This window comes from Corynebacterium sp. HMSC059E07 (genome assembly GCF_001814395.1).
GTDB classification, from domain to species: Bacteria; Actinomycetota; Actinomycetes; order Mycobacteriales; family Mycobacteriaceae; genus Corynebacterium; species Corynebacterium hesseae.
In genome coordinates this window covers 1-2082 of the sequence record NZ_KV816309.1, presented here as the reverse complement: position 1 = coordinate 2082, position 2082 = coordinate 1, and the positions used below count along the sequence as shown (strand labels likewise).

Annotated in this window: 3 protein-coding genes and 1 pseudogene; 3 read left to right on the top strand and 1 reads right to left on the bottom strand. The window is 52.3% G+C overall.

What is annotated here, in order from left to right; all coding sequences use genetic code 11:
- The 3 genes and pseudogenes from HMPREF2967_RS06855 to HMPREF2967_RS13250 form a co-directional block, all read left to right on the top strand.
- Window positions 1–346: pseudogene (locus tag HMPREF2967_RS06855) on the top strand (TetR/AcrR family transcriptional regulator); the annotation flags it as partial.
- On the top strand, window positions 343–705 hold the full coding sequence (locus tag HMPREF2967_RS06850; RefSeq protein WP_049157746.1) for a DoxX family protein: 363 nt from the start codon (window positions 343–345) through the stop codon (window positions 703–705). The pseudogene HMPREF2967_RS06855 and the gene HMPREF2967_RS06850, both read left to right, overlap by 4 nt.
- Before the next feature lie 179 nt (window positions 706–884).
- The gene (locus tag HMPREF2967_RS13250) at window positions 885–1166 is read left to right on the top strand and encodes a PIN domain-containing protein (RefSeq protein ID WP_070510735.1); all 282 of its coding nucleotides are present in this window, start codon (window positions 885–887) and stop codon (window positions 1164–1166) included.
- A gap of 496 nt (window positions 1167–1662) precedes the next feature.
- Here HMPREF2967_RS13250 and HMPREF2967_RS13100 read toward each other — a convergent pair whose 3' ends face one another.
- Window positions 1663–1836 (bottom strand): hypothetical protein, encoded by a 174-nt coding sequence (locus HMPREF2967_RS13100; RefSeq protein ID WP_158014685.1) that lies wholly within the window; start codon window positions 1834–1836, stop codon window positions 1663–1665.
- Window positions 1837–2082 lie beyond the last annotated feature (246 nt).

The following is a 2082-nucleotide window of genomic DNA, read 5'->3' as shown; positions in this document are numbered from 1 at the left end:
TCCGCTACGTGTCCACAATTTGCGGGCAACCCCACTGAGACCTTTCCTCCAGATGTTTACCGGCCACGAAGAGCTCTCCCGCGCCTTTGGCGCAGCACTCATCCAACAAGGCAATCAAGGCGAAGCGCTCACCGCACTCAAAACGCTCCTGACCGATGAAATCACCCTGCGACTCGGCACCAGGCTCAGCAGCGCCGATGCGGCCGAGTACGCCGACCTGCTGTACAACGTCTACCTCGGCTTACTCATCGGCTGGGCCGCCGGAATCTACGACACCGAGCACCTCACATCCCAAGCCGCCTCATCGATCGAACGCCTCAACACCGCATTCGGAGTAACCCAATGATCCTAGAATCTTCCCCAGCCTGGCCCTCCCTTCTACTAGCAGCCATTCTGCTTGGCGACGCCGCCCTCTCCCTCAAACCAGTCCCCTTCATCGAAGCCTGCCTCAGCGGCGTCAAACTCCCCAAGGACTGGTGGTGGGCGCTCATTGTCATCAAGTGCCTCGCCGCCGTAGGACTCATTGCCGGCCTCTGGTTCCCCGGCGTAGGAATCACAGCCATGATTGGAGTCATCGCCTATTTCTGCGCGGCCGCAGCAGCCCATGTCCGCGCCCACTTCCTCGGTAGCGCATTCTGGATCAACTGCTTAGGCATGCTCGCATTCTCCATCGGAGTACCGATCCTGACGCTCGCACTGACTTAAGACACCAGTCAACCATTCACGGCTTCCAGAAGGAAGATGCATCATCGCACCTATTGATTGATGACTTGATGCTTTCTACCCTAAAGGTATGCACACCAGGATAAACCTCCCCTCCTTCGATTGCGGCGGACCAGCTCTAGTTGATCTCAGCGACAAAGAAGCCGTATGGGCGGTGCTCGATGATCATTCCTGATGTCAACATTCTCGTTTATACCTTCCACTCCGCAGCACCACAACATAAACCCGCTCAGCAGTGGTTAAGTGGTGCGCTGAATCGGCATGAAACAATTGGGCTCCTGGATGTTGTGGCAACGGGCCTTGTTCGAGTTATGACCAACCACAAGCTATTCCACAAACCACTAACCGCCCAGCAAGCACTGACTGCACTCAATACCATTTTAGCGGCCCCAAACGGGCACTCTTTTGAGCTCCAGCCCAGGGACCTGGACAACCTTCACTGAACTGGTGCGCTTGCACAAGCTTAAAGCCAGCGACATCCCTGATGCCTGGATAGCCGCGTCCGTAATAGAAGAAGAAGCAACCTTACTGAGCCAAGATCAGGGCTTTGCCCGCTTCCGAGAGCTGCGCTGGCACCCGCTTCTAGAATGACAACAACAAACGCAGATCCCGAGCCACCGGTGAACGATGACTAGGGTTCTATAAGTTGAAGCAGCGAAATCAAGCAATCAATAAACCGACAAGCCCTCGACTAAAGCGACAAAATTAACGCACTCTAAAACTTCTCGATGTTAGGACAAGGACTAGTATTGAGGCATCTGCCGATGGCGCTACGTCCGCCGACTAACAAAATACACTCGGCAACAACCAACACCGTCCAAATCCGACTCGTCGCTAGCGCAGGAAGTCGTTGAGCAGATTCCGCCTCCTCTTTTGCGTAGCAGCTGCAACTAGTCGTTAGATAAAGCGGAAAATCTCCTAGCAAACAGGCTGTGTAATTTAACCATTTCCTTTACACTCATTAGAAGAAGAGTCTTCAGAGAGTTTTTCCTCCAGGAAAGAAAGCGGCGTGATAGTAGTATCCCCTTTCCCATTGCCGCCTTCAATGAGGGCCACCAATTCTCCTGCAGGATTATAGACAGGGGCGCCTGAATCCCCAGGTTTTGAAGTCATTTGAGCCTTTAGAGTTCGCGCCTGATATTCTCTCCCATTGATGGAAAATGCCTCACAATATAAGTTCTTGTCGTTGACAACCCCATCAATTCTCCCTCCGAGAAAGGTTTTTGCAAAAATAGCTGAAGGTATTTCGATACTTTTATCACTAATTTTATCAGCCCGAAGAACGTAATCTACCGGAGGATCAAGAAGTATTTCTGAAACATCTATCCGGCCCTTCCGGTTTTAGAGTGCGTTGATTTT

What these genes read in the sequence shown, in the direction of transcription:
- HMPREF2967_RS13250 (WP_070510735.1), top strand. Translation starts at nt 885, where the DNA reads ATGATCATTCCTGATGTCAACATTCTCGTTTATACCTTCCACTCCGCA.
- HMPREF2967_RS06850 (WP_049157746.1), top strand. Translation starts at nt 343, where the DNA reads ATGATCCTAGAATCTTCCCCAGCCTGGCCCTCCCTTCTACTAGCAGCC.
- HMPREF2967_RS13100 (WP_158014685.1), bottom strand. Translation starts at nt 1,836, where the DNA reads ATGACTTCAAAACCTGGGGATTCAGGCGCCCCTGTCTATAATCCTGCA.